Annotated in this window: 25 protein-coding genes; 11 read left to right on the forward strand and 14 right to left on the reverse strand. The window is 62.2% G+C overall.

What is annotated here, in order from left to right; all coding sequences use genetic code 11:
* Positions 1–181: 181 nt before the first annotated feature.
* Entirely contained in the window at positions 182–2,545 is a 2,364-nt protein-coding gene (locus tag J3361_RS09470) for a DNA polymerase II (protein ID WP_207964189.1), read from the reverse strand.
* Positions 2,546–2,925: 380 nt separating this feature from the next.
* Here J3361_RS09470 and J3361_RS09475 point away from each other — a divergent pair, with 380 nt between their 5' ends.
* The 5 genes from J3361_RS09475 to J3361_RS09495 all read left to right on the forward strand — a co-directional run bounded on the left by J3361_RS09475 (position 2,926) and on the right by J3361_RS09495 (position 6,881).
* Positions 2,926–3,366 carry a CBS domain-containing protein gene (locus J3361_RS09475; protein WP_207964106.1) on the forward strand — a complete coding sequence of 147 codons (441 nt, stop codon included), beginning with the start codon at positions 2,926–2,928 and terminating at the stop codon, positions 3,364–3,366.
* A 69-nt stretch (positions 3,367–3,435) separates the two neighbouring features.
* Positions 3,436–4,032, forward strand: a complete 597-nt coding sequence (locus J3361_RS09480; RefSeq protein WP_207964107.1) for a paraquat-inducible protein A — start codon at positions 3,436–3,438, stop codon at positions 4,030–4,032.
* Positions 4,029–4,688, forward strand: coding sequence for a paraquat-inducible protein A (locus J3361_RS09485; protein ID WP_207964108.1), 660 nt, complete (start codon positions 4,029–4,031; stop codon positions 4,686–4,688). Before J3361_RS09480 ends, J3361_RS09485 begins: the two co-directional genes overlap by 4 nt.
* Positions 4,669–6,327, forward strand: coding sequence for an MlaD family protein (locus tag J3361_RS09490; RefSeq protein ID WP_207964109.1), 1,659 nt, complete (start codon positions 4,669–4,671; stop codon positions 6,325–6,327). Before J3361_RS09485 ends, J3361_RS09490 begins: the two co-directional genes overlap by 20 nt.
* A 17-nt stretch (positions 6,328–6,344) precedes the next feature.
* Positions 6,345–6,881, forward strand: coding sequence for a PqiC family protein (locus tag J3361_RS09495; RefSeq protein WP_207964110.1), 537 nt, complete (start codon positions 6,345–6,347; stop codon positions 6,879–6,881).
* A 1-nt stretch (position 6,882) separates the two neighbouring features.
* Here the strand turns inward: J3361_RS09495 and J3361_RS09500 are convergent, their stop codons facing one another.
* Complete coding sequence (locus tag J3361_RS09500; RefSeq protein WP_207964111.1) at positions 6,883–7,512, reverse strand: glutathione S-transferase family protein; 630 nt, start codon at positions 7,510–7,512, stop codon at positions 6,883–6,885.
* 218 nt (positions 7,513–7,730) lie between these two features.
* On the opposite strand from J3361_RS09500, the gene J3361_RS09505 reads away from it, so the two are divergent.
* Entirely contained in the window at positions 7,731–8,282 is a 552-nt protein-coding gene (locus tag J3361_RS09505; RefSeq protein WP_207964112.1) for a phage infection protein, read from the forward strand.
* 199 nt (positions 8,283–8,481) lie between these two features.
* On the opposite strand, the gene J3361_RS09510 is transcribed toward J3361_RS09505, so the two are convergent.
* The 4 genes from J3361_RS09510 to J3361_RS09525 form a co-directional block, all read right to left on the reverse strand.
* On the reverse strand, positions 8,482–9,576 hold the full coding sequence (locus J3361_RS09510) for a DUF1615 domain-containing protein (protein WP_207964113.1): 1,095 nt from the start codon (positions 9,574–9,576) through the stop codon (positions 8,482–8,484).
* A gap of 654 nt (positions 9,577–10,230) precedes the next feature.
* Positions 10,231–11,205 carry a porphobilinogen synthase gene (gene hemB / locus J3361_RS09515; RefSeq protein WP_207964114.1) on the reverse strand — a complete coding sequence of 325 codons (975 nt, stop codon included), beginning with the start codon at positions 11,203–11,205 and terminating at the stop codon, positions 10,231–10,233.
* 117 nt (positions 11,206–11,322) lie between these two features.
* Entirely contained in the window at positions 11,323–12,168 is an 846-nt protein-coding gene (locus tag J3361_RS09520; protein WP_207964115.1) for a PhzF family phenazine biosynthesis protein, read from the reverse strand.
* 8 nt (positions 12,169–12,176) lie between these two features.
* Positions 12,177–12,875, reverse strand: a complete 699-nt coding sequence (locus J3361_RS09525; protein WP_207964117.1) for a glutathione binding-like protein — start codon at positions 12,873–12,875, stop codon at positions 12,177–12,179.
* Between the two features lie 317 nt (positions 12,876–13,192).
* Here J3361_RS09525 and J3361_RS09530 point away from each other — a divergent pair, with 317 nt between their 5' ends.
* Entirely contained in the window at positions 13,193–13,867 is a 675-nt protein-coding gene (locus tag J3361_RS09530) for a histidine phosphatase family protein (RefSeq protein ID WP_207964190.1), read from the forward strand.
* A 159-nt stretch (positions 13,868–14,026) separates the two neighbouring features.
* Here the strand turns inward: J3361_RS09530 and mnmH are convergent, their stop codons facing one another.
* Positions 14,027–15,130: a tRNA 2-selenouridine(34) synthase MnmH gene (gene mnmH, locus J3361_RS09535; protein ID WP_207964118.1), complete on the reverse strand. Its 1,104-nt coding sequence runs from the start codon at positions 15,128–15,130 to the stop codon at positions 14,027–14,029.
* Positions 15,130–16,164, reverse strand: coding sequence for a selenide, water dikinase SelD (gene selD, locus J3361_RS09540; RefSeq protein ID WP_207964119.1), 1,035 nt, complete (start codon positions 16,162–16,164; stop codon positions 15,130–15,132). The genes mnmH and selD overlap by 1 nt, the downstream gene beginning before the upstream one ends.
* A gap of 182 nt (positions 16,165–16,346) precedes the next feature.
* Here selD and J3361_RS09545 point away from each other — a divergent pair, with 182 nt between their 5' ends.
* From J3361_RS09545 to J3361_RS09555, 3 genes are all read left to right on the forward strand, one after another.
* Positions 16,347–16,631 (forward strand): hypothetical protein, encoded by a 285-nt coding sequence (locus J3361_RS09545; protein ID WP_207964120.1) that lies wholly within the window; start codon positions 16,347–16,349, stop codon positions 16,629–16,631.
* A 297-nt stretch (positions 16,632–16,928) separates the two neighbouring features.
* On the forward strand, positions 16,929–17,102 hold the full coding sequence (locus J3361_RS09550) for a hypothetical protein (RefSeq protein ID WP_207964192.1): 174 nt from the start codon (positions 16,929–16,931) through the stop codon (positions 17,100–17,102).
* A gap of 79 nt (positions 17,103–17,181) precedes the next feature.
* Entirely contained in the window at positions 17,182–17,769 is a 588-nt protein-coding gene (locus J3361_RS09555) for a hypothetical protein (RefSeq protein ID WP_207964121.1), read from the forward strand.
* A gap of 322 nt (positions 17,770–18,091) precedes the next feature.
* Here the strand turns inward: J3361_RS09555 and J3361_RS09560 are convergent, their stop codons facing one another.
* The 4 genes from J3361_RS09560 to J3361_RS09575 form a co-directional block, all read right to left on the reverse strand.
* Positions 18,092–18,808, reverse strand: coding sequence for an alpha/beta fold hydrolase (locus J3361_RS09560; RefSeq protein ID WP_207964122.1), 717 nt, complete (start codon positions 18,806–18,808; stop codon positions 18,092–18,094).
* Positions 18,809–18,873: 65 nt separating this feature from the next.
* Entirely contained in the window at positions 18,874–19,986 is a 1,113-nt protein-coding gene (locus tag J3361_RS09565) for a succinylglutamate desuccinylase/aspartoacylase family protein (RefSeq protein WP_207964123.1), read from the reverse strand.
* Between the two features lie 102 nt (positions 19,987–20,088).
* On the reverse strand, positions 20,089–20,868 hold the full coding sequence (locus J3361_RS09570; RefSeq protein WP_207964124.1) for an ABC transporter substrate-binding protein: 780 nt from the start codon (positions 20,866–20,868) through the stop codon (positions 20,089–20,091).
* Between the two features lie 413 nt (positions 20,869–21,281).
* Entirely contained in the window at positions 21,282–21,716 is a 435-nt protein-coding gene (locus J3361_RS09575) for a rhodanese-like domain-containing protein (protein WP_207964127.1), read from the reverse strand.
* Between the two features lie 101 nt (positions 21,717–21,817).
* Between J3361_RS09575 and ftrA the strand changes: the two genes are divergently transcribed.
* The gene (ftrA, locus tag J3361_RS09580) at positions 21,818–22,777 is read left to right on the forward strand and encodes a transcriptional regulator FtrA (RefSeq protein ID WP_207964128.1); all 960 of its coding nucleotides are present in this window, start codon (positions 21,818–21,820) and stop codon (positions 22,775–22,777) included.
* A gap of 157 nt (positions 22,778–22,934) precedes the next feature.
* On the opposite strand, the gene cobF is transcribed toward ftrA, so the two are convergent.
* The gene (gene cobF, locus J3361_RS09585) at positions 22,935–23,693 is read right to left on the reverse strand and encodes a precorrin-6A synthase (deacetylating) (protein WP_207964129.1); all 759 of its coding nucleotides are present in this window, start codon (positions 23,691–23,693) and stop codon (positions 22,935–22,937) included.
* Entirely contained in the window at positions 23,690–24,268 is a 579-nt protein-coding gene (locus tag J3361_RS09590; RefSeq protein WP_207964130.1) for a histidine phosphatase family protein, read from the reverse strand. Before J3361_RS09590 ends, cobF begins: the two co-directional genes overlap by 4 nt.
* Positions 24,269–24,542 lie beyond the last annotated feature (274 nt).

Raw genomic sequence — 24,542 nt, forward strand, 5'->3', positions numbered from 1 at the left:
ACAAAAAATTCGCGGAACACTGAGCTGTGGCGAGGGGATTCATCTGTGGGAGCAAGGCTTGCCCGCGATGATGACGGCGCGGAGTCATGGGGAAACGGGGCGCCCGCATCGCGGGCAAGCCTTGCTCCCACAGGGATTAAAACTCTGCCCACGGGCTTGGCCTGAATTGAATACTGGAGCTTCAGAACAACCCCATCTGCCCCCCCACCAACGTCGAAAAATCATCGTCCACAAACGGCAGGATCGCGTCCGCCACCGGCTGCAGCTGTTTGGTCACGTAGTGGTCGTAATCGATTGGCGCGCTGCGGGTTTCCAGCGGTTCGGGACCGGCGACAGTGATGACATAGCTGATCCAACCGCCATTCTGGTATTGCCGCGGCCGGCCCTGGCGCTGGTTGAACTCATCGGCCAGCCGCGCGGCCCGTACATGGGGTGGGACGTTGCGTTCATAGTCGTCCAGCGGCCGACGCAGGCGCTTGCGGTAGACCAGCCGCTCATCGAAGGCACCGGACAAAGTCTGCTGCACATAATCGCGCACATAGTCCTGGTAGGGCTTGCGGTGGAAGATCCGCTCGTACAACTCCTGCTGGAACTGCCGGGCCAGCGGCGACCAGTCGGTACGCACGGTTTCCAAACCCTTGTAGACGATTTCATCGCTGCCGTCGGCGCGGGTCACCAGCCCGGCGTAGCGTTTCTTGCTGCCCTCCTCGGCGCCCCGGATGGTCGGCATCAAGAAGCGCTTGAAATGCGTTTCGAACTGCAGCTCCAGCGCGCTTTCCAGTCCGAACTCGGCACGCACCTGCTCACGCCACCATTGGTTGACGTGCGCCACCAGCTCGCGACCAATCTTGGCCGCCTCCTCCTGACCGTGGGCACGGCGCAGCCAGACGAAGGTGGAGTCGGTATCGCCGTAGATCACCACATGGCCCTGGGCTTCGATCAACTGCCGGGTGTGCTGCATGATCTGGTGGCCGCGCAAGGTGATGGACGAGGCCAGGCGCGTGTCGAAGAAGCGACAGCCACTGGAACCCAGCACGCCATAAAAGGCGTTCATGATGATTTTCAAAGCCTGGGACAGCGGCGCATTGTGTTCGCGCTTGGCGGTCTCCCGGCCTTCGGCGACCCGTGCGACGATGGTTGGCAGGCAATGTCGAGTACGGGAAAAGCGCGCCCCGCGAAAGCCTGGCACCGACTCATCGTCACCCGGGTGGCGCAGCCCTTCGATCAAGCCCACCGGGTCGATCAGGAACGTGCGGATGATCGACGGATACAGGCTTTTGTAGTCCAGCACCAGCACCGACTCGTAGAGCCCCGGTTGGGAGTCCATGACAAACCCGCCCGGGCTGGCCTCGGGTGGGCGCTGGCCAAGATTGGGCGCGACGAAGCCCTGGCGGTGCATCAGCGGCATGTACAGGTGCGTGAAGGCCGCCACCGAACCACCGCTGCGGTCCGCTGGCAGGCCGGTGACGCTGGCCCGCTCCAGCAGGAACTTGAGCAATTCGGTCTTGGCGAAGATCCGCGTCACCAGCTCGCAATCCTTGAGGTTGTAGCGGGCCAGGGCCGGTTTGTCCTCGGCGAACATGCGATTGATCTCGTCCATGCGCTGGTACGGGTTATCGATGGACTTGCCCTCCCCCAACAGCGTCTGGGCGACGTTTTCCAGGCTGAACGACGGAAAACTCCAGGTGGCCGAGCGCAGGGACTCGATGCCGTCGATGATCAGCCGACCGGCCGCCGAGGCGAAGAAGTGGTTGTTGCGCGCGCCGTGTTCGCGCCATTGCATCTCTTCGCCACCGCGCCCCAGACGCAACGGCACCGCCAGCCGCCGGGCATGTTCATGCAGCACCCGCAGGTCGAACTGCACCAGGTTCCAGCCAATGATTGCGTCGGGGTCGAAACGGGCGAACCAGTCGTTGAGTTTCTTCAGCAGCAGCGTGCGCGATTCGCAGTATTCCAGTTGGAAATCCACGCCGGTATCGTCGCCGTTGGGTGGCCCGAGCATGTAGACCTGGCGCTCGCCACAGCCCTCCAGGGCAATGGAATACAACTCGCCCTGGGCGGTGGTTTCGATGTCCAGGGACACCAGGCGCAACGGTGGACGGTAGTCGGGCGCAGGCTTCATCTGGGCATCAACCAGCAGGCCATCCGCCGCCGGGGTGCCGCCGAACCAGACCGGGGCGGTGATGAAACGCTCCATCAGGTAGCGCTCCGGCGGGCGGATGTCCGCTTCGAACACCTCCACACCGGCGCGGCGCAAGGTGGTGTCCAGGCGCATCAGTTGGGCATGTTGCTGGCAATACAGGCCCAGCACCGGGCGATGCTCGAAATCCAGCAGGTCCAAGGGGCGCAACTCTACGTTCTTCTCTCCTTGCAGCAAGGCTTCGAGCTGGCCGCGCTGGACCTGCGGCACAAAGGCCACCGACGTTTGCATCGGCAGGCGCACGCGCCGGGGACCGGCGTCGGTCGCCAGCCAGAACTCGACTTCGGTGCCGGCCGGGGTGTCGCGCCAATGCCGGGTCAGGACGAAGCCCTGCTGTAAATCCACCACTGCAACCTCGAATTTTGCGTAGGCCACGATTCTACCTGTGGCGAGAGGACTTCACCTGACCAACTGACACACCACCCGCCCGCTTAACTGACACCACACACCTGCTTTTTGTGGCGAGGGAGCTTGCTCCCGCTGGGGTGCGAAGCAGCCCCTGGTTGTTGGCATTCGCCCGATATACCGAGGTGGTCGGTTTTGGGGCTGCTGCGCTGCCCAGCGGGAGCAAGCTCCCTCGCCACAACAGCGCCCACCCTTAGTTCGGGGGAAATTCACCGGCAATGACGCTTTTGGACGATTGGCCGCCGCTTTACCGCTTGCTCTGCGCCGTTGGGTCTACGATGCTTTAACCACCTGCAAAAACAACACCCCGAGGCTCCCCCATGAAAACCGTCGCGCAGTTGCTCCGGCTAAAAGATGATAAGAACCAGCAAGTGCACACCATCTCACCGGACGACATGGTATTGCAGGCCCTGATGCGCATGGCCGAGAAGAACGTCGGCGCCTTGCTGGTGGTGAAAAACGATGAGGTGCTGGGGATCATCAGCGAGCGCGACTATGCGCGCAAAATGGTCCTGCACGGACGCTCGTCGGTGGGCACGAAAGTCAGCGACATCATGGTCTCGCCGGTGATCACCATCGACCCGCACCAGAATGTCGAGACCTGCCTGAGCATCATGACCGAGAAGCACTTGCGCCATTTGCCGGTGGTAGAAGACGGCAAACTCGTCGGGCTGCTGTCCATCGGTGACCTGGTCAAGGAAGCCATCGCCGAACAGGCCGATCTGATCCGACAACTGGAGCAATACATTCGCGGCGAATGATCCGTCTCGACGGGTTGCTCATTCTCAACACACTTCTATATTGAAGAGGTTGTTCCTGCGAGCATCCCGATGGCCGCCACCGACCGACTGATCATTTGTGAACATTGCGATGCGGTGTACGAGCCGGTTGTGCTCGCCCCGCATCAGAAAGCCGCGTGCCTGCGTTGCCACGCGGTGATCCAGCGCTACAACGGCCTGACTATCGAACAGCGCCTGGCATTGAGCGTGACGGCCGCGGTGCTGTGGGCTTTCGCCAACATCTATCCGGTGATGAGCATCCGCCTCCAAGGCCTGAGCAACAGCGCGACGTTGTGGGACTCCATTGTGGCGCTGAGCCAGGGGCCCATCACCTTCATCGCCCTAGTGACAGCGGTGGCAATCATCATTGCGCCGGCCTTCCAACTGGCGCTGCTGCTCTGGGTCCTGGGCCATGCCTACCTCCAGCGGCGGGCGCCGGGGTTCGCCCTGTGCATGCGCAGCCTGGAAACCCTGCGGCCCTGGAGCATGCTGGAGGTGTGCCTGCTGGGCGCACTGGTGGCGGTGATCAAGCTTGCCGGCCTGCTGGACGTGCTCCCAGGCATCGGCCTGTTCGCCCTCGCGGCCTTGAGCCTGCTGATGATCCGCATTGCCGGGCGCGATGTCCGCGACCTGTGGGACAGCCTATGAACGTCCAACCACTGGACACCCCGCCCGAGGCCCGTGACCTGAACCTTTGCCTGTGCCACAGTTGCGGCCTGGCCTGCGACATGACCGACGAACCCCAGGCCTGCCCCCGTTGCGACGCCGCCCTGCACCGACGCAAACCCGACGCCATCACCCGCACCTGGGCCTACATGCTCGCGGCGCTGGTGTTCTACATCCCGGCCAACCTGCTTCCAGTCATGAACACCCAGATGCTCGGCGACGGTGCCGACAGCACCATCATCAGCGGTGTCATCGAGTTCTGGCAGAGCGGCGCCTGGGACATCGCCCTGATCATCTTCATTGCCAGCATCGCGGTGCCCGGCATCAAGTTCGTCGTGCTGACCCTGCTGCTGGTGACCGTACAACGACGCAGCACCTGGGCCCAGGTCCAGCGGGCGAAGCTGTACCGGCTGGTGGAGGTCATCGGCTACTGGTCGATGCTCGACGTGCTGGTGGTGGCCCTGGTGGCGGCCCTGGTCAAGTTCCAGGCACTGAGCGATATCGAACCGCGACCGGGTATCCTGTTTTTCGGCCTCGTGGTGCTGTTCACCATGCTGTCGGCCATGAGTTTCGACCCCCGGTTGATCTGGGACACCCAACCATCCGAGGAGACCATGGATGAAATCGCAAGCCACTGACGGGCAACAACCCGTCCCCGGGCGGGCCCATGTCAGCACTCGCCGCTGGACGGTGTCGCTGGTGTGGATCGTGCCGATCATCGCGGTGCTGGTGGGCATTTCCCTGGTGGTCAACAATTGGCTGCAGGAAGGCCCGACCATCACCATCACCTTCAAGACCGGCCAGGGCCTGACCGCCAACAAGACCCAGGTGAAATACCGCAATGTGGTCATCGGCCAGGTCACTGACGTGCAATTGAGTGAAGACCAGAAGAACGTCACCGCCACGGTCAAGCTCGCCAAGACCGCCGACACCTTCACCCACGAAGACTCGGTGTTCTGGGTCGTACGGCCGCGTATCGGGGCCGGTGGGATCTCGGGAATCGACACGCTGCTGTCCGGTGACTTCATCGGCGCCGACGCCGGCCAGTCGAAAGTGCGCGCCAAATCCTTCACCGGCCTGGAAGCCCCGCCGCCGATCACCTATGGCGAACCAGGCAAGCGCTTCACCCTGCACTCCCAGGACCTCGGTTCGCTGGACATCGGCTCGCCGGTGTACCTGCGCAAGATCCCGGTGGGCCAGGTCGTGTCCTATGCGCTGGACGCCGAGGGCAAAGGCGTCAACATCGACGTGTTCGTCAATGCGCCCAACGACCGGTACGTCACCGAAAACACCCGGTTCTGGAACGTCAGCGGCGTGGACGTAAACGTCGGCGCCAACGGTTTCGCCGTCAAGACCGAATCGCTCTCTGCCCTGCTGCTGGGTGGCATCGCGTTCAGGGCACCGGAATACAATCCGAACGACACCATTGCCAGCGAGGACAAGACCTTCGAATTGTTTGCCGACCAGCAAAGCGCCCTCGCCCCGCCCGACGGCAAGGGGCAATACCTGGCCCTGCGTTTCGACCAGGCACTGCGCGGGTTGCGAGTCGGTGCCCCGGTAGAGTTCCTCGGCGTTGAAGTCGGCCGGGTGGTGGCCATCAACCTGGATTTCGATGAGAAACAACGCAGCTTTCCGGTCAACGTCGGCGTGGTGATCTACCCTCAGCGCCTGGGCAAGGCCCATGAAAAACTGCTCAAGTCGCTCAACCACGATCCGGAAGACGAAGCCGCCGGTGCCCGCCTGATCGGCAGCTTCGTCGAGCGTGGCCTGCGCGCCCAGGCCCGCAGCGGCAACCTGCTGACCGGGCAGTTGTACATCTCGCTGGACTTCTACCCCAAGGCCGAAAAAGTCGCCTTCGACCCCAGCGCCCGCCCCGTGCGTATTCCAACCCTCCCGGGCAGCCTGCAGCAATTGCAGGAACAACTGCAGACGATGGTCGAGCGGATCAACAAACTGCCATTGGAGAGCATCGCCGGCAACCTGGATGGCAACCTGGTGGAGTTGCGCAAAGGCCTGGCCCAGTTCAACAGCAAGACCCTGCCCGGCGTGCAAAGCACCTTGCAGGACGTCAGCAAGACCCTGCAATCGGCCAACTCGACCCTGGCCGAAGACTCGCCGCAGCGTGAACAACTGACCCAGACCTTGGACGACCTGGGCCGCATGTCGCGCTCGTTGCGCGAGCTGTCGGACTACCTGAGTCGCCATCCCGAATCGCTGCTTCGCGGTCGTCCCAAGGACGCACCGGCACAGAACCTGACCTTGCCGGTGAAAGAATGATCACAGGAGCCCGCCCCATGCCACTGACGCTGAAACTCTCCCTGGTTGCCGTGGCCCTGCTGCTCGGCGCCTGTCGCAGCGATCCGATTCATTACCACACCCTGAGCCCGGTTCAGCCGGCAGGCCAGTCACGTTCTGGCATGGACATCCAGATCGAACAGGTGAGCGTTCCTCCCCAGGTGGATCGCACCCAGATGGTCATTCGCCAGGGCAGCAGCGGGTTGGCGATCCTCGAAACCGAATGGTGGGGCGCCAGCCTGGCGGATGAGCTGCACAGCAGCCTGGACGAACAACTGAGCAACCCTGGCGCGCCGAAATCATCGCTGCGGGTGGATGTGCAGCGCTTTGACTCGATCCCGGGCCGCTACGCCCGCATGGACGTGCAATGGCGGCTGCGCAGCCTGAGCGGCGATGTTCGCCCCCTCGTTTGTCGCAGCAGCCTGCAGACACCGTCGGGGGCCAGTATCGACGACCTGGTGACAGCCCATCAGCAGAACGTCCGGCAATTTGTCGACCTTGTCGAGCAGGCGGCTGTGCGCAAGGCGTGCCCTTGATTCATTCAGGCCAATGCAGCGACAGTATCGGCGCCACGCGTGGATGGCGGTCGATGCGCTCCAACAATCCGTGGAATTGCGGGCGGGCGTTGAGCATCGCCTCCCGCGTATTTCTCCACTTGGTGATCACAGCCGCCAGAATATCCAGCGCCCCCGGCTCGGCACCGCCGAGAAACGGCTGGGCCGGGAATTGGTCGGCAAACAACGCCCAGTTGCGGTAGAGCCGTTGCTGGGTACCTGATACCAAGCGCTGCCGAGTCTCTTCGTCCGCATCGTCCAGCCAGCGCTCCGGAAAATCGATGATGCCGATGGGGGTGTAGCAGTTGGCCGCGATGTAAACCAGGCCTCGTATGGCTTGCGCACGTTGGGCTGCGTCGTCAGGGAGCAGCTTCGAGGCGGGAAAGGTCAGCCCGAGGTGAATCAGGATCGCCGATGCCTCGGTCAGCACCGAGCCATCCGGCAGTTGCAGCGTCGGAACCTGCTTCAGGGGGTTGAGGGCCTCGAGTTCTTTCGCTGCTTCACTTTCTTCCGTCGAATAAGCATCGACCCGCCGATAAGCCACATCACAAAGATCCAGGGCCACCTCCACCGCCGACGAGCCGGATTGCCTGTGACCGAATAACTGATACATGAGCTTGCCTCCTGCCTGTGGGTTACCCGGTAGAACCTGCAAACCTGGCAGTGTTCCACCCGAAGGACGACGCGCACGCCAGGGATACCTCACTGGATCAACCGACATCGAGCTATCACTGCCGTCGATGTTCACCATCATACCAATGAAGTTCTCATGATGATCGCCCGGGACAACAATGGCCCCACACAAACCACTGCACCCCGGAGCACACCATCATGAAACGCCAAGTCATCCTCAGCCTCGCTTTCTCCGTACTGGCCGCCAACGTATTCGCCGCCTCCTCGCAACCCGTCGTCGCCGAAGGCGGTTCTGATCGCCTGATCGAAAACCGCGTCGCCGAAGGTGGCGCTGATCGCCTGCTGGATCGCCGAGTTGCCGAAGGTGGCTCTGATCGCCTGCTGGATCGCCGCGTTGCCGAAGGTGGCTCTGATCGCCTGCTGGATCGCCGCGTTGCCGAAGGTGGCTCTGATCGCCTGCTGGAACGCCGCGTTGCCGAAGGTGGCTCTGATCGCCTGCTGGATCGCCGCGTTGCCGAAGGTGGCTCTGATCGCCTGCTGGAACGCCGCGTTGCCGAAGGTGGCTCTGATCGCCTGATCGAAAACCGCGTCGCTGAAGGTGGCGCTGATCGCCTGCTGGAACGCCGTGTCGCTGAAGGTGGCGCTGATCGCCTGCTGGAACGCCGTGTCGCTGAAGGTGGCTCCGACCGTCTGCTGGAACGCCGCGTTGCTGAAGGTGGCTCTGATCGCCTGATCGAAAACCACGCATGAGTTGCTTGATCGTAATGCCTGAACACACCGCAAGTCATAGGCAACACACCCCGTGGCGAGGGAGCTTGCTCCCGCTCGGGCGCGCAGCGGCCGCAACGATCGACAAGCCGCTGCGTAGCCCGCCCGACACCCCCATCAAGACGACTCCCCCCTAAAAGCCCGGCCTCATCCACCGGGCTTTTTTCATGCCCGCCATCCGCTAACGCCCCGACGCCCGCGCCATGCAGCGCTGATAACGCTCATCCACCCGCTTGGCAAACCATGCCGTGGTCAGCTTACGCGTGATCTTCGGACTCTTGAGCACGATCCCCGGCAATACCGCCCGCGGCAACGGCTTGCCCTCGGCGCGCTCAGCCAGTTCGAACACGCGCTTGTAGAGCGTGCTGTCCTCGAACGCCAGGCTGTCGCCCTGCTCCAACTGATCGCGAATGGTCGGGTTGCGCATCCCCAACGACTTGCCCAGCGTGCGAACCGCCAGCTCCGTGCTGCCCGGCATGATCGAGTCATGGGCAACCAGATCGCCATCCAGCGCCAGGGAAATGCCCGACGCCACACTGACCGCATGCTGGAAAGCCGCGTTGCGACTGGCGTACCACCCGGCGTTGAAATCGGCGAAACGATACAACGGCTCGGTATAGCTCACCGGATAACCCAGCAAATGCGCGATACCGAAGTACATACCGCCACGGCGACTGAACACTTCGCGACGAATCGAACCATCCACCGTATAGGGGTAATCCCGCGCATTGGCTTGGGCAAACGCGATGCTCACCTGCATCGGGCCACCGGTGTGCACCGGATTGAAACCGCCGAACAGCGTCTTACCCAGCGGCACCATGCCGATGAAATCATCGAAGATCCCGCTCAACTCTCTCTCGCTGCGCGCCGCGTTGAGCCGATCGCTGTAGCTTTTGCCATTGGGCGAACGCACCTGGAGCGCGCCGCTGACCAACAGCTCCGGAATGTGCACCTTCGCCGCCCGGCGGTTGATCTCTTGACGAGCGATCTTGCCCAGCCCCGGCACTGGCGGGTCGGCCTGGAACGTCGACTCCTGTTCGGTTACTGCCAGAACCGCACAGATATTCTGCGTCGTGGACGGAATCTGCTGGGCCGAAAAGGCCACATAGATGTCAGTGGCCCAACCTTGGCGATCCGCCGTCTTGGCCGGCAACAATTGCACGATCTGCTTCTTGACCTCAGCGGGCTGGCGCTCGGGCTCCTGGGCCTGGCGGCTGCCGCAACCAGCCAGGGCCAGCAACGCCGCGAGGCTGATCATCAATCGGTTGAATTGCATGGGGCTCCATCGGGTTTGTTGTTCCGGAGCAACCATACGATCAAAAGTGACTGTGAGCTATAGCCCGATGTGTGGCGAGCCTGCTCGCAATAGCGGTGGGTCTGTCACTAGGCTGCTGAATGTACCGCCGCCATCGCGGGCAAGCCCGGCTCCCACAGGGTTCGGCGCCGAACTTTGAGGTTGCGCGCACCCAGGTCCACTGTGGGAGCTGAGCTTGCTCGCGATAGCGGTGCGTCTGTCACTAGGCTGCTGAATGTACCGCCGCCATCGCGGGCAAGCCCGGCTCCCACAGGGTTCGGCGCCGAACTTTGAGGTTGCGCGCACCCAGGTCCACTGTGGGAGCTGAGCTTGCTCGCGATAGCGGTGGATCTGTCACTAGGCTGCTGAATGTACCGCCGCCATCGCGGGCAAGCCCGGCTCCCACGGGGTTCGGCGCCGAACTTTGAGGTTGCGCGCACCCAGGTCCACTGTGGGAGCTGAGCTTGCTCGCGATAGCGGTGGGTCTGTCACTGGGAGGCTGAATGTACCGCCGCCATCGCGGGCAAGCCCGGCTCCCACAGGGTTCGGCGCCGAACCTGGATGTTGTGCACACCCAGGTCCACTGTGGGAGCTGAGCTTGCTCGCGATGGCACAGGCAACATGGATGCAGGCGGTTCAGATCCCGCTCAGCGCCAGGTCCATGGCGAAGTAGGTGAAGATCAGATCCGCCCCTGCCCGCTTGATTGCGCCAAGGCTCTCGCGTACCACGCGGGCCTCGTCAATGGCGCCGGCCTGGGCGGCGAATTTGATCATCGCGTATTCGCCACTGACCTGATACGCCGACAACGGCAGGTTCGACGCCTGGCGAATGTCGCGGATGATATCGAGGTAGGCACCGGCCGGCTTGACCATCAGCGCATCGGCACCTTCCTGCTCATCGAGCAAGGATTCGCGCAAGGCTTCGCGGCGGTTCATCGGGTTCATCTGGTAGCTCTTGCGATCGCCTTTGAGCGCGCTGCCGCCGGCCTCGCGGAATGGGCCATAAAGCGCCGAGGCGAATTTGGTGGAATAGGCCATGATTGCCGTCTGGCTGAAACCGGCTTCATCCAGGGCCTTGCGAATCGCCTGGACCTGCCCATCCATGGCTGCCGAAGGCGCGATCACGTCGGCACCGGCGCGGGCCGCCGCCACGGCTTGCTTGCCCAGGTTGACCAAGGTCCGGTCGTTGTCCACTTCATCGCCGTGAAGGACACCGCAATGACCATGATCGGTGTATTCACAGAAGCAGGTGTCGGACATCACGATCATTTCCGGCACCGCATCCTTGCAGATCCCGGCCATGCGCGACACCAGGCCGCGCTCGCTCCAAGTGTCGCTGCCGTCATTGTCCAGGTGATGGGACACACCAAAGGTCATCACCGACTTGATACCGGCACGGGCATAACGCTCGATCTCACCAGCCAACTTCGACTCAGGAATGCGCACCACGCCGGGCATGCTCCTGATCGGGACAAAATCATCGATTTCTTCTTCGACGAAAATCGGCAACACCAGGTCATTCAAGGTGAACTCGGTTTCCTGGAACAGGCTGCGCAAGCTTGCATTGCGACGCAGGCGGCGTGGACGTGCTTCGGGGAACTGGCTGGACATGGGACTCCTGGGCAAAAAAAGGGCGCTCGATCACAGGGAGCAAAGCTTATGCCTTGGCCAGCCAAGGCACAAACGCCTGCTGGAAAACAGAGTGTTACCAGCCGAGCAATAATCGCCTCACAAGGTCAATGAGCCATTGATGCACGTCACGACTGCGCCGCCAATCCAGACTTCATCCCCCACCTGTTCGACATGAATGCGCCCGGCCCGGCCCATCGTCAAACCCTGGCTGACCACGTAGGACGCCGGCGCCAGGCCTTTGTCCAGCATCCATTGCGCGAGCCCGGCGTTCAGGCTTCCTGTGGCAGGATCCTCGGGCATGCCATCACCGGCAATGAAACCGCGCACTTCAAAGTGCGCTTCATCACCATCCACGGCCAAATCCCAAGGGGCGATCACGCCCACGGCCAGATCCAGCAACTGTTGGTAATCGGGCTCCAGCGTCAGCACCTGTTGGCGATCCTTGAGCATCAACGCCAGCCAGCCGGCACCGTTGTCGACCCATTGCGCCTCGACGATCGCCTCGGCTGCGAGCCCCAATCCCTTGCGGACCCGCTCCAGCAGCTCGACGTCCAGCGGACCGGACTTGAGCAAGGGCGGCGCGAGGAATGCCAACCCATGATCGCTGCGGCGAATCCTGACCAGGCCCACGCCACATTCCTGCACGATCTCCTGCCCTTTCGGCACGCCGCCGGCTTCCAGCCAGGCGTGACAACTGCCCAAGGTCGGATGCCCGGCAAACGGCAACTCGGTCGAGGTGGTGAAGATACGCACCCGGTAATCGGCTTCCGGGTGCTGCGGCGCCAACAGGAACGTGGTTTCGCTGAGGTTGGTCCAGTTGGCGAAGGCGGCCATGCGCGCGTCACTGAGCCCATCGGCTCCCAGCACCACCGCCAGCGGATTGCCTTTGAGCGGCACATCGCTGAACACATCCAGTTGCTTGTAATCGAAACGACGAGGCATGGGGCCACTCATTCCGGAATCTTCAACCCACGGGCCACGGCCGGTCGCGCCAGGAAGCGCTCCAATACCCGCGTCACATTCGGGAAGTTCTGGATACCGACCAAATCACCGGCCTCATAAAAACCGATCAAGTTGCGCACCCAGGGAAACGTGGCGATATCGGCAATGGTGTAGCGCTCGCCCATGATCCAGTCCCGCCCCTGCAGGCGGCCATCGAGCACCTTGAGCAGGCGTTTGCTTTCCTCGACATACCGATCCCGCGGGCGCTTGTCCTCATAGTCCTTGCCGGCGAACTTGTTAAAGAACCCCAGCTGCCCGAACATCGGCCCGATCCCGCCCATCTGGAACATCAGCCACTGGATCGTCTCGTAGCGCGCCGCCGACTCCTGGGCCAGCAATTGCCCGCTCTTGTCCGCCAGGTAAATCAGGATCGCCCCCGACTCGAACAGCGCCAACGGCTGATCCCCCGGCCCATGGGGATCGAGAATCGCCGGGATCTTGTTGTTGGGATTCAGGGAAAGGAACTCGGGCGACAGCTGGTCGTTGCTGGCGAAATCCACCTTGTGGGGCTCGTACGGCAGGCCGATCTCTTCCAGCATGATCGAGACTTTCACGCCATTGGGGGTTGGCAGGGAGTAGAGCTGGAGCCACTCCGGGTATTGGGCGGGCCATTTTTCGGTGACAAGGAATGAGGTCAAGTCGGGCATGGGGTCGGCTCGGAAAATGAAAGAAAGCCCGAGGATAATCCAAGATGTAGGGCACGGCATCACTGCCCGTCATGGAATTCACGTCGTCCCTTCTTAATTTCGCAACATCCTGTCGTTAACGTTCGTCCTATCTCCTGACAGAGATCGTTACAGTGCACCAGGACCAGCCAAAATCGAACCAAACCGCTCAAAGGGACTCTGAGCAATGCCCCAAGGATTCGACGAGGCGTAACGACAGGGAAAACACCCGAAGCCAGGCGCTTCGCGGTGCCAGGGTTTGTCAGCCTGACTCACGCGTGCCGAAGACTATTTATTCCATGATGAACCCACTGAATTTCGCCAGACGTTTCAAACACCGTTCGTGGCTGATGCTGCCGACGCTGCTTGTGGTCTGTGGCCTGGTGCTGTCGCTGGAGTCCAGCGTCAGCCGTGCCCAGCCAGCCGACGGTGTACAGACCCTGGTGTTCCTGCGCCACGCCGAGAAACCCGCCGGCGGCCTGGGCCAGCTCAATTGCCAAGGCCTCAACCGCGCCATCGACCTGGCCACCCTGCTGCCGGCAAAATTCGGCAAGGCCGATTACGTGTTCGCGGCCAACCCTACCCGCAATGTCGAGGAGGGCGAGCTGGACAACTCCTACAGCTACATTCGCCCGCTGATGACCATCAGCCCCAGTGCCATCAAGCTCGGGTTGCCGGTGAACATCAATTATTCGGCCAACGACACCAGCGACCTGGCTGACGAGTTGCTGCACGACAAGTACCACAACGCCACCATCTACACCGCCTGGTCCCATGGTTACCTGCCGGAGCTGATCAACAAGGTTGCCGGGGAAGCCGTGGGCAAGAAGCAAACCATTACCGATGACTGGGCCTCGGGAGACTTCGATTCGCTGTATGTGCTGACCCTGACCTGGCACAACGGCAAGGCCAGCCTCACCAGCCAAAGCTACAAGCAAGGTTTGGACAATGGCCAGGAGACCTGCCCGACCTGATCAGCAGGCATTCCTCACAAGCACAGCCCCCTGTGGGAGCGAGCCTGCTCGCGATAGCGTTAGCCCCGCTGGCATTGATGTGACTGACACACCGTTTTCGCGAGCAGGCTCGCTCCCACAGGGCTAGTAGTTTGACTCAATAAGCCAGAACTGGCGGGCTCAACCTCCCCGCGCAGCCCGCTCGCGCAAATACGCCAACACCGCCGCCTGCTCCCCCGAGAACTCGATCCGCAAGCCCTTCTTCTCCCGCTGGAATACGTACATCGGGTCGTAATACTCACGTAACAGACCTTCGATCCATCCGCGATGCAAATCGACGGCGCCGCTGTTCGCCTGCTCGGCCAAGGCGGTTTCCAGGATGTCCTTCAAGCGCCGGTGGCGGTCGCCGCCCAGGCGTTTGTGGATGTTGTCCAGGCTTGCCAGCAGTCGCTCGGCAAACAGCGAGAAGCCTTCCTCGCCGTGCACCGCGACAAATTCCGCGCACAGGTCGATGACGTAATCCTGCAGGATCCGTTCGACCCGACGCTCCACGCTGTCTTCCAGCCAGACCATCGGAACCTGTTGCATGCGCTGATACAAGGACAGCGGCAACGCGCAACTGCCGACCGCACGGCTCTCATCTTCCAGCACAAACTGCCCGATACCGGCGGCGCGCTTTTTCAGCACGTCCACGGCCAGGCGATTCTCGAAATCGATGTTGGACGGCTGGCCCGTGGCGCGTTTGCCGAAGCTCGAACCGCGATGGTTGGCATACCCTTCCAGATCCAGGCTGTTGCCCAGTTGGCCCAGCACTTGCGTCTTCCCGGTGCCGGTCATACCGCCCAACAGTACCAGGTCGCACTGGGCGACTGCCTGCTCGATGGTGTCCAACAAGAACGTGCGCATCGCCTTGTAGCCACCGCCAACCCGAGGGTAGTCGATGCCCGCTTCGTCCTTGAGCCACTGCTGGACGATCTGCGAACGCAAGCCGCCGCGAAAGCAATACAGCAAGCCTTCGGGATGGGCTTTGGCGAACGCGGCCCAGGCCTGGATGCGCTGGGCCTTGGTCTCGCCGGACACCAGCTGATGGCCCAGGACAATGGCGGCCTGCTGCCCCTGCTGTTTGTAGCAAGTGCCGATGCGTTGCCGTTCGTTGTCGGTCATCAACGGCAAATTGACCACGCCGGGGAAAGCGCCCTTGATGAATTCCACCGGGGCGCGCGTGTCCATCATTGGTCGGTCATTGAGAAAGATGTCGCGGTAATCGGTGATGTCATGGCTCATCAAGACACCTCGACCGCGTAGCTCTGTCGCTCCACCAGTTCGCCGATGGGTTCCAGCGTCAGGCCGAGTTCAGCGGCCACCTGCAAAAACTCGCCCTCGCCTTCGGGGGTGACGGCAATCAGCAGGCCACCGCTGGTCTGCGGGTCGCACAGCACTCGCTTGTGCAGTTCCTGGACCCGACCGACCTTGCTGGCGTAGCTGTCGTAGTTGCGCAGCGTTCCGCCTGGCACACAGCCCAGGTCAAGGTAGTACTCGACGCTCGGCAGGCGCGGCACCGCGTCATAGCGGATGCGCGCGGTCAGTTGGCTGCCGTCGGCCATTTCCACCAAGTGCCCGAGCAGGCCAAAACCGGTGACGTCGGTCATCGCGGTCACGCCGTCGAGCTTGCCGAAGCGGCTGCCGGGTTTGTTGAGCGTGCACATCCAGTCACGGGCCAGGCCAACATCGGCGGCGCGCAGCTTGCCCTTCTTTTCCGCCGTGGTGAGGATGCCGATGCCCAGGGGCTTGGTCAGGTACAGGCGACAACCGGCGGTGGCCGTGTCGTTGCGTTTCATGTGGCGCTTTTGCACCAGGCCTGTCACCGCCAGGCCGAAAATCGGCTCAGGCGCATCGATCGAGTGCCCGCCCGCCAGGGGTATGCCGGCTTCGTCACACACGGAACGACCGCCGCGAATCACTTCCCGGGCGATTTCCGGGGCCAATACGTTGACGGGCCAGCCGAGAATCGCGATGGCCATCAGCGGGTCGCCGCCCATCGCATAGATGTCGCTGATGGCATTGGTAGCGGCGATGCGGCCGAAATCGAAGGGATCATCGACTATCGGCATGAAAAAATCGGTGGTCGAAACCACGCCTCGCTCCTCGTCGATGGCATACACCGCCGCGTCGTCGCGAGAAGCATTGCCGACCCACAACTTCGGATCGAGGTTTTGCGCACCGCTGCCGGCGAGGATCACTTCCAGCACTTGGGGCGAAATCTTGCAGCCGCAACCGGCACCGTGGCTGTACTGGGTCAGGCGAATCGGCTCGCTCATGGGTACACCTCTGTTCAGTCAATTGGCCGATTCTAACAGCAACGCTACCGACTCAGTGCCGCGCCGAGCATTCGCCCATACAACAGGCTGGGGCGATTCCCCCCAGCCCATCAGATGGAATTTTCCATTTCTGAAGGGATCACTTGAACATCACCCCTGCCTATCCACCCAGGAGACTGCCGATGCGCCTCGCACCCGCTGCTGCCGACAGCACTCATATTGATTACGGCCTCGACACGCTGTTCGGTCGCGAAACCAAAAGTGTCGACTGCCAGTTCGAGGTCAAACGCCTCGACGACGGCGAACCGCCATGGTTCGTGCTGCACGTGCGCGCCCCACTGCCGGAGGATCTGGAAAAGGCCCAGATCGTGGTATTCAGCGCCGAAGGCAAACGCATCAGCGGCATTGTCCGCCGAGCCGAACGCCTGGCCGATGACAGCCTTCAACTGGACGTGGAACCCGACTGAGGTTTCGCATTGCCGCCATCGCGAGCTTGCTCGCGATGACGTCAGCCCAGACACCCTCAAACCCCGTGGCGAGGGAGCTTGCTCCCGCTGGCCTGCGAAGCAGGTCCCCCGGCATTCCTTCAGGCAGGCCGCATTGTCCGGTTTGGCGGCTGCTGCGCAGCCGAGCGGGAGCAAGCTCCCTCGCCACAGGGATCGACTGCCAGCTCAAGTGTTGCTGGCCTATCTGCAGTAAATGGAGGATTGCTATCGCGGGCAAGCTCCCACAGAGATTGCGGCGTATAGGCATTGAGCCGGACAGTGCTAACGTGGCGCTTCGCCTCTTTCTGCCTGACCCTGGCCCTCGCCCTGCCTGTGATGGGCATGCCGGCTTTTGCCTTGGGCGTCGCGGTGTCGGACGCCATGTTGTTGGTAACTCGACTCCTGCTAGTGCCGGCCCCCTCCGGCGGCACCACAACCGTTTCGCAGGATTGACAGCACACTGGCGCTGGAGTCCGGTGCGACGCCCATGGGATGATCGGCCTTCAAGCGCGACCATCCGTGGAGAGTTTCAATGTCATTGCTGAGTAAACAAGCCGCCGCCCTGTTGTTGGGGGCCATCGCCAGCCTGGTCGTGGTATCCGCCCCAGCGGCCCCGGCCAAACCTGCCAGTGATGCGCCGGCGCAGAAGGTATCGATGCTCGGCGGCACGTTCACCTTCACCTTGCCCAAGGGCTTCACGGCGACGCCATTGCCCGCCGGTGAAGTTGCACAGGGCACCGCCGGGGCGACGGGGACGATGTACAGCAATGCCACCAGCAAGACCGTGGTGATCGCAGCGGAAAACGTCATCCTCAACGGAACGAATGTGAAGGATGACGATGGTGCGTTCCTCGACACCACCATGGCCGACTTCGCCGCCCAGCGCCTCAAGTCCCTGCCGGACGCCAGGATCCTCAGCGAAAAAAGCCTGAAGCAAAAAGGCACCGGGCTGGGCCTGCGCCAGCTCGACACCCAGGCGACCCAGGGCGGCGGGCCGACCCTCGACAGCACCTTGCTGGCTGCCTCCGGCACGCGCATGGCGGTGGTGCAGATCATCTCCCGGGTCAGCGACCAGGCAGGCCATGAAGCGTTGGTGAAGCAGATCGCCAGCGGTCAGTAACAAGCACCCCGGAACATGTGGGAGCCGAGCGTGCCCGCGATGGCGGCGGCACATTCAACTGTGATGCAAGCTGACACACCGCTATCGCGAGCAAGCTCAGCTCCCACAGTGGACCTGGGTGTACGCAACATCTAAATCCGTCGCCGAACCCTGTGGGAGCCGGGCTTGCCCGCGATGGCGGCGGCACATCCAACTGTGATGCAAGCTGACACACCGCTATCGCGAGCAAGCTCGCTCCCACAGTGGACCTGGGTGTACGCAACATCTAAATCCGTCGCTGAACCCTGTGGGAGCCGGGCTTGCCCACAGGGACTTACGGTGGTCAGGGATTGAGCCGTTCCAGCCAAGCCCGCAGGTCTTGCACTTCCAGGGTACTGATGCTGTGGCCGACGCCCGGGTAGGCATGGAATTCCGGTTCCAGTGCCAGGGTCTTCAGGAAGGTATTGGCCTCGGTGCCATCGCGATAGGGGATGATCGGGTCCGCCGTGCCATGGCCGATGAACACCGCCAGCGTCCGGCGTGACTCGTCGGGGGTCAGCTCCGCCCGCAGTACCGACAGGACCCGCCCACCCATCGCCGCAATGCCGCCGACGGCTTCGGGGTGTCGCAACGCGACTTCGTAGCTCATCATCGCCCCCTGGCTGAAACCCACCAGATAGACCTTGCTCGCGTCGGTCGAATACTTGGCTCGGGCCTTGTCGATGAAGTCCAGCAGCATCTGGCCGCTGGCCTTCAGGTCCGAAGTGTCACCGTCGTAGGCGCCCTCGCCCTTTTTCGCGAACCACTGGTAACGGTCCTGTTCCATGCTCTTCGGCGCTCGCACTGAGAGGTAGTTGTAGTCCCGGGGTAGCTCATCCTTGAGTTCGAACAGGTCCTGCTCGTTACTGCCGGAACCGTGCAGGAAGATCACCAGTGGTCGGTTCCGGGCCTGCTCATCGACTTGGGCCAGGTAGTTGAGCGGCAAGTCCGTGTGCAACGAGGGTTGGGCCTGCAACCCGGATGAGACCAGCAACAGAAACAGGGCGAGCGCTTTGAACATCGATCTTCCTCCATCGTTTCGACAGCCGCACGGCGAGGCGCGTGCGGTGAGGTAGACAGCAGTTATCAGTCGTTGATCAATTTCCCCGTACGAATCGGTTCACGCCCGGCGACTTTAGCCTGCCAGATACCCGGCTGCGTATAACGTCCACGGTCCAGGGCGAACAACACACCGCTGGTGCCGGCCCGCACGGTGGTGACCAGATCACCCAAAGGGTCGACCACTTCAAACAGCGGATCGCCCCGCTCCACCCATTCGCCGGCCTCACGCAGGAAACTCACCACGCCATGGTGCGGCGCGAACAGGTATTGCGTGCCTTCGAACGGAAAGCCTTCACAGCACTCCGCTGGCGCGGACGGCCATTCCCCAGCGATGAACCCCTGCTCGGCCAGGAACCCGAGGATGGCTTCACAATTGGCCTGGGCCTGCTGCACCCGGGTATCGCCCATGCTGCCCAGCTCCAGGGTTGTCGCCAGGTTCGCCGCTGGGATTGCCGCCGCGGGAAAGGCCTTGGCCAGGCGCAACCAGGGCGAGGAGCAGGATTCATCGAACGAACTGCCGCCCGAATCCTCGCACAGCAACGCCACTCCCGCTTTCAAGCGTGCGGCCAGGGAACGCCATTGCGGCCACTGTTGCGGCAAGGCGTACAAGTGGATAGCGGCCTCGAAATCGCAATGCAGATCCAGGGTAATGTCGGCGTCGCAGGCGTGGCGCAGCAGCAGGCGATGCAGCGCTTCGAGTTGCGAGGGAGGTGGCGGCAGGTCATCGAGGACCTCGGTCATGGCCTGGCGGATCAAGGTGATATTGGCAGCCGGATCGTCGCCCAGGCGCTCACCGATACGCTGCGCCACCGGTGCACTGAGTTCGACGAAGGAGCGGTTGAAATTCTTGCCGCTGCCCAGTTCGAAACGTCCCATGTGGGCACTTTGCAGATGTTGATCCAGACCGATGGGGTTGGCCACCGGCACCAGTTCGATCACGCCCTTGAGCATGCCCTGGGCTTCCAGGTCGTTGAGCCGCTGCTTCAGCTCCCAGGCGGTGCGCATGCCCGGCAGTTCATCGGCGTGCAGGCTGGCCTGGATGTAGGCCTTGCGCGGGCCGTGGCCGTAACGAAACACACTGAGCCGGCGTTCGGTGCCCAGGTGACTCCATGGCAGGGTATGGTCGATGCGTTGCATGAGGAACTCCGAATGGCGGCATGACGATAGGCGCAGGGTAAACAATCGCCCATGAAAAAGGCGGCCGGCCGGGTCAACGGCGGGCCACCTTGGGTTTAGCGATTAATGCCCGTAGACGTCGAAGGCGAAGTATTTGTCCTGCACCTTCTTGTACGTGCCGTTGGCGCGGATTTCGGTGATGGCCGCGTTGAATTTTTCGGCCAGGGCCTTATCGCCCTTGCGCACCGCAATGCCGGCGCCGCCGCCGAAGTATTTCGCGTCTTCATAAGTCGGGCCGACAAAAGCGAAGCCCTTGCCAGCGTCGGTCTTCAGGAAACCTTCGTCGAGGGTGACCGAGTCGGCCAGCGTGGCGTCGAGGCGGCCGGCAACCATGTCCAGGTTGGCTTCCTGCTGGGAGCTGTAGCGCACCAGGTCGACACCGGCGGGCACCAGCACTTCGGTGGCGAAACGGTCGTGGGTGCTGGCGCGCAGGACACCGACTTTCTTGCCCTTGAGCTCAGTCAGCGGATCCTTGACCGCAGTGCCTTCCTTCATCACGAAGCGCGCCGGGGTGTGGTAGTACTTGATGGTGAAATCGACGTTTTTCTTGCGATCGTCGGTGATGGTCATGGACGACAGGATCGCGTCGATTTTCTTCACTTTCAGCGCGGGGATCAGGCCATCGAACTCCTGCTCGACCCAGACACACTTGACCTTCATCTGTTCACACAGCGCATCGCCAATATCGACATCGAAGCCGGCCAGCTTGCCGTCGGGGGTCTTCATCGAAAAAGGCGGGTAACCGGCTTCGATCCCGAGGCGGATCGGCTTGGCGTCTTCGGCCACGGCCGACAGGGACAATACGGACAGTGCCAGGGCACCGAACATGGCTAGCTTCTTCATTTTCGCTCCTGAGTGCGCAGGTATTTTATTGGATCGTTATAGGCAGATTCATAGCAGCGTTCGGTCAGCAAAAACCGAAGTGGCCGGGAGTCTAGAGGGGCACTCAGGAGGGGAATTATGTTGAGGCGACAAATAGTTATAAAAACAGCCAGGTGCGGCTGGCGGTCACGGGATTTGCGAAAAGCCTGACAGGGAAACACTCCAAAGGCAGGTAAACACCCTGTGGCAGATAACCCCTGTGGCGAGGGAGCTTGCTCCCGCTGGGCTGTAGCTGTCGAGCGAAGCGAGGCTGCGATCTTTCCAAGGCTGGTTGAGCATCAAGCGAAAGATCAAAAGATCGCAGGCTTCGCCAGTTCCTACAGAGCCCAGCGGGAGCAAGCTCCCTCGCCACAAAAGCCTGGTTGCAGGAGGAGTCAGCAATCGCAGCTGATCGCCTCGTCCGCCACGCGCTCCACCGATCCGGTCAGGCGAAAACCTTCGTCGAGCCAGCCCATGATGCCGCCGATCATTTCCTTGACCGGGTAACCCAAGGTTGCCAGACGCACCGCCGCCTTGTTCGCGCCATTGCAATGGGGGCCGGCGCAATACACCACGAACAGGGTGGTCTTGGCATAGGCCGCCAGTGCCTGGGTGGTGAGCGTGCGGGTCGGCAGGTTGATTGCCCCGGGCACGTGACCGCGCTCATAGGCCAGCGGTCCGCGAACATCCACCAGCACAAAATCGACGCTGCCGGCCTGTTGACTGGCGTGAACGTCGGAACAATCCGTTTCGAAGGACAGGCGACGGCTGAAATGCTCCAGGGCGATATCGGACGGGGCGGCAGGCACTTCGCGAACCAGGCTGGTCATGGATGTGTACTCCAAGGTAGTAAAGGCGTGAAGAGACTTTATCCCCCTGATGCTTGCGGCTACAGTGGCGTACAAGACACTCTGTGGGAACTTTCCGACAAATGCAGCCAATTCCGGGTCTGGTCGCGATCCTCGCCTACGACGGCCTGTGCACTTTCGAGTTCGGTGTCGCCGTCGAAATCTTCGGACTGGAGCGGCCGGAGTTCAATTTCCCTTGGTATGAACACCGGATCGTCGCGGTCGATGATGGCCCGATGCGCGCCATGGGCGGCTTCCAGGTATTGGCCGATGGCGGCATGGAACTGCTCGAAACCGCCCGGACCATTGTCATACCCGGCTGGCGCAGCCGCAGCGAGCCACCGTCCCAGGCGCTGCTCGACGCACTGCGCAGGGCCCATTCCCGTGGGGCACGTCTGTTGTCGATCTGCTCCGGTGCCTTCGTGCTGGCCGCCGCCGGCCTGCTCGATGGTCTCGGCGCCACGACTCACTGGCGCTACACCGACGAACTGGCCAAGAGCTTTCCCGCCGTGCGGGTCGACCCGGATGTGTTGTACGTCGACTCGGGGCAGGTCATTACCTCGGCGGGCAGCGCCGCCGGCATCGATGCCTGCCTGCACCTCGTGGCACGGGACTATGGCCTTCAGGTCGCCAACACCGTGGCGCGTCGGCTGGTGATGTCACCGCAACGGACGGGCGGCCAGGCACAGTTCATTCCGTCGCCGGTCAGTCGCACGCCACGCAGCGACTTGTCGAGCGTCATGCAATGGGCCCGCCAGCGTCTGCACGAACCACTCGGCGTGCGCGAACTGGCCAGCCAGGCGGCCATGAGCGAACGCACCTTCCTGCGCCACTTCACCCAAGCCTGCGGCGTGTCACCCAAGGCCTGGCTGCAACACGAACGCCTGGCCCGGGCCCGTGAGCTGCTGGAAAGCACTGGCGACAACACCGACAACATTGCCCAACTGTGTGGTTATCGCTCGGTGGAAAGCTTTCGCGTAGCGTTTCGCAGCGTGGTGGGGTTGGCGCCGTCGGTGTATCGGGAACGGTTTGGGCGGGGATAAAGATGCCGGGGATCATGCCCCTCCGTGGCGAGGGAGCTTGCTCCCGCTCGACTGCGCAGCAGGCGCAAGATGGAAGTCATAACATGTCTCAGTGATCAGGGGTTGCTGCGCAACCCAGCGGGAGCAAGCTCCCTCGCCACAGGGTGAGGTGCAAGCGTCATCGTGGCTTACGCAACAAATACGTATCCATGATCCACCCGTTGGCCTCGCGCGCGGCCTTGCGGGTGCGTTCGATGTCATCGGCCACGTCTTCCAGCCGGCCGGCGATCAGGATTTCGTCCGGCGTCCCCACGTAGGCCCCCCAATAAATCTGCGTATCGGGATCGCTGACCTGGCGATAGCCGTCCTTGGCATCGAGCATCACCACCACACTGGCCGCGTCGCCCACCTGCCCCGCCGCCAAACGGCGTCCGGTGGTGATTTCCAGCGAACCGCCAATAGTGTTCAACGACACTTTGTGCCGGGCGGCCAGGGCCTGGACACTGGTGATGCCGGGGATCACCTCGAATTCGAAAGCGCAGCGGCCCGCATCGAGAATCGCCTGCAGGATGCGCACGGTACTGTCGTACAACGCCGGATCGCCCCATACCAGAAAACCACCCTGCTGTCCGTCGGACAGTTCTTCATCGATCAACCGTTCGAAAGTGGCCTGTTTGGCGCGATTCAACGCTGCGACGCTGTCCTTGTAGTCCAGGTCGCCGCGTTGGCGTTCCGGGCTGTAGGCTTCGACGAAACGGTAGGTACGATCAACGATGTAGCGTCGACAGATTTCGCGCCGCAGGTCCAATAGCTTGTCCTTGGCCGGGCCCTTGTCCATGAGGAAGACCACGTCCAAGCGGTTCAAGGCCTTCACTGCCTGCATCGTCAAGTGATCCGGATCGCCGGCCCCAATACCAATGACGGATAACTGCTTCATCGCGGCGACTCCTGGCCAGGCGCCTGGACACGCAATCGCCATACGCCGTTGAAACGCAACTCCAGGGTGGACAACGGTTCGATGTCGATCCGGTTGAACGTGGCGGCCGGGCAACCCAAGACGGTCATCAGCGCGGCACGAATCACGAAGGGGTGGGTGACGGCCAGCAGGTGACCCGGTCGGGTTTCCAGGCTGGCCAGCCAGTCTCCGACACGGCGACACAACCGGGCGACGGATTCACCGTCATGAGGAGCAGCCTCGGCATCGTCGAGCCAGGTTTGCAGGGCCTGCGGTTCAACCTGAAGCAATTCATCGATGGACAATCCGCGCCATCGCCCAAGGTCACAATCGGCCAGGGCCGGGTCCACCTGAGGCTCGTCGCCGAACAGCGCGGCGGTCTGGCGAGTGCGCAGTTCCGGCCCGCAGAGCAGTTGCGTGACGTTTCGATAGCCATGCTCGACCCGCCCATGACGCCCCAGCCAGCCGGCGTCGAGCGCTTCGTCCAGGCCGAAGCGCGCCTGCTTCTGGGCAACGGTGCGCGCGTGGCAGATCAACGTCAGGCGAGTGGTTTGCACATTGGATTCTCGGGTAATCGAACGGGTCGCATGGGCGAAGTATTGAGGCGTTTAGTTGTACAGCACCTTATACGAAATCAAATAAGTGAGACAAAAAGGCGTTATGTCTTACAGCTTAAAAAGCAATGACTTACATACCAGGCCCACCTGACCGAGACCAATTCCTACAAGGCTTTCGCACAATCTTGGAGCATTTTAAACGGAACGTAAAAACCACTGGACATGTAGCACCAGCTACATAAATACTGTTTTCAGGAGTTATGAAAGAAAACCA

It is taken from the genome of Pseudomonas sp. OA65 (genome assembly GCF_017498305.1).
GTDB classification, from domain to species: Bacteria; Pseudomonadota; Gammaproteobacteria; order Pseudomonadales; family Pseudomonadaceae; genus Aquipseudomonas; species Aquipseudomonas zanjanensis.